We start from the raw sequence: 1,609 nt of genomic DNA on the forward strand, positions 1-1,609 counted from the left end.
CCGATCAGCAGGCACTATGGGCACAGGGCGGCACATGGCCCGCAACGCGCTCGAAACCGTGTGGTGGGATGCTCATGTGCCCCGATGTGTACCCGGACGCGAGCACAGCGCGAAGGCAGCACGGACGCAGGTGGCCTGACCAGCAAGGATGGGTGGAAGCGGAAGATGGACAAGCAGCAGGAATTCGTGCTCCGGACTCTGGAGGAGCGCGACATCCGGTTCGTACGCCTGTGGTTCACGGATGTCCTCGGCTTCCTGAAATCGGTCGCGGTGGCTCCCGCGGAGCTGGAGCAGGCCTTCGACGAAGGCATCGGCTTCGACGGCTCGGCGATCGAGGGATTCGCCCGGGTGTACGAGTCGGACATGATCGCCAAGCCGGACCCGTCGACCTTCCAGGTCCTGCCCTGGCGCGCGGAGGCCCCCGGCACCGCCCGCATGTTCTGCGACATCCTGATGCCCGACGGCTCCCCGTCCTTCGCGGACCCGCGGTACGTCCTCAAGCGCGCCCTGGCCAAGACCTCCGACCTCGGGTTCACCTTCTACACCCACCCCGAGATCGAGTTCTTCCTCCTGAAGGACAAGCCGCTCGACGGCTCGCGGCCCACCCCCGCCGACAACTCCGGCTACTTCGACCACACCCCGCAGAACGTCGGCATGGACTTCCGCCGCCAGGCCATCACCATGCTGGAATCCATGGGCATCTCGGTGGAGTTCAGCCACCACGAGGGCGCGCCGGGCCAACAGGAGATCGACCTGCGGTACGCGGACGCGCTCTCCACCGCCGACAACATCATGACGTTCCGCCTGGTCATGAAGCAGGTCGCGCTCGAGCAGGGGGTCAACGCGACCTTCATGCCCAAGCCCTTCTCCGAGCACCCGGGCTCGGGCATGCACACGCACCTCTCCCTCTTCGAGGGCGACCGCAACGCCTTCTACGAGTCCGGTTCCGAGTACCAGCTCTCCAAGGTGGGCCGCTCCTTCATCGCGGGCCTCCTCAAGCACGCCGCCGAGATCTCCGCGGTCACCAACCAGTGGGTGAACTCCTACAAGCGCATCTGGGGCGGCTCGGAGCGCACGGCCGGCGCGGGCGGCGAAGCCCCCTCGTACATCTGCTGGGGCCACAACAACCGCAGCGCGCTCATCCGCGTGCCCATGTACAAGCCCGGCAAGACCGGCTCGGCACGGGTGGAGGTCCGCTCGATCGACTCGGGCGCGAACCCGTACCTGACGTACGCGGTCCTGCTCGCCGCGGGCCTCAAGGGCATCGAGGAGGGCTACGAACTGCCGCCGGGCGCCGACGACGACGTCTGGGCCCTCTCGGACGCGGAACGCCGCGCGATGGGCATCGAGCCGCTCCCGCAGAACCTGGGCGAGGCGATTGCGCTGATGGAGCGGTCGGAACTGGTCGCCGAGACGCTCGGCGAGCACGTCTACGACTTTTTCCTCCGGAACAAGAAGCAGGAGTGGGAGGAGTACAGGTCAGAGGTGACGGCCTTCGAGCTGAGGAAGAACCTGCCGGTGCTGTAGGGCCCCGTCAGGGGCGCGGGGAACTGCGCGCTCAGCGTGCGAAAAGCCGCAGACGCATCTGCCGGGTTGCTCGGCAGATGCG

General features: G+C 67.3%; 1 protein-coding gene. It reads left to right on the forward strand.

The genetic code is table 11. The features are described 5' to 3' along the window. The first annotated feature begins 165 nt into the window (after window positions 1-165). Entirely contained in the window at window positions 166-1,527 is a 1,362-nt protein-coding gene (locus tag ACQKIP_RS46955) for a glutamine synthetase family protein (protein ID WP_160504710.1), read from the forward strand. Window positions 1,528-1,609: the final 82 nt, after the last annotated feature.

This window comes from Streptomyces sp. NPDC059900 (genome assembly GCF_050270335.1).
Taxonomy (GTDB): Bacteria; Actinomycetota; Actinomycetes; order Streptomycetales; family Streptomycetaceae; genus Streptomyces.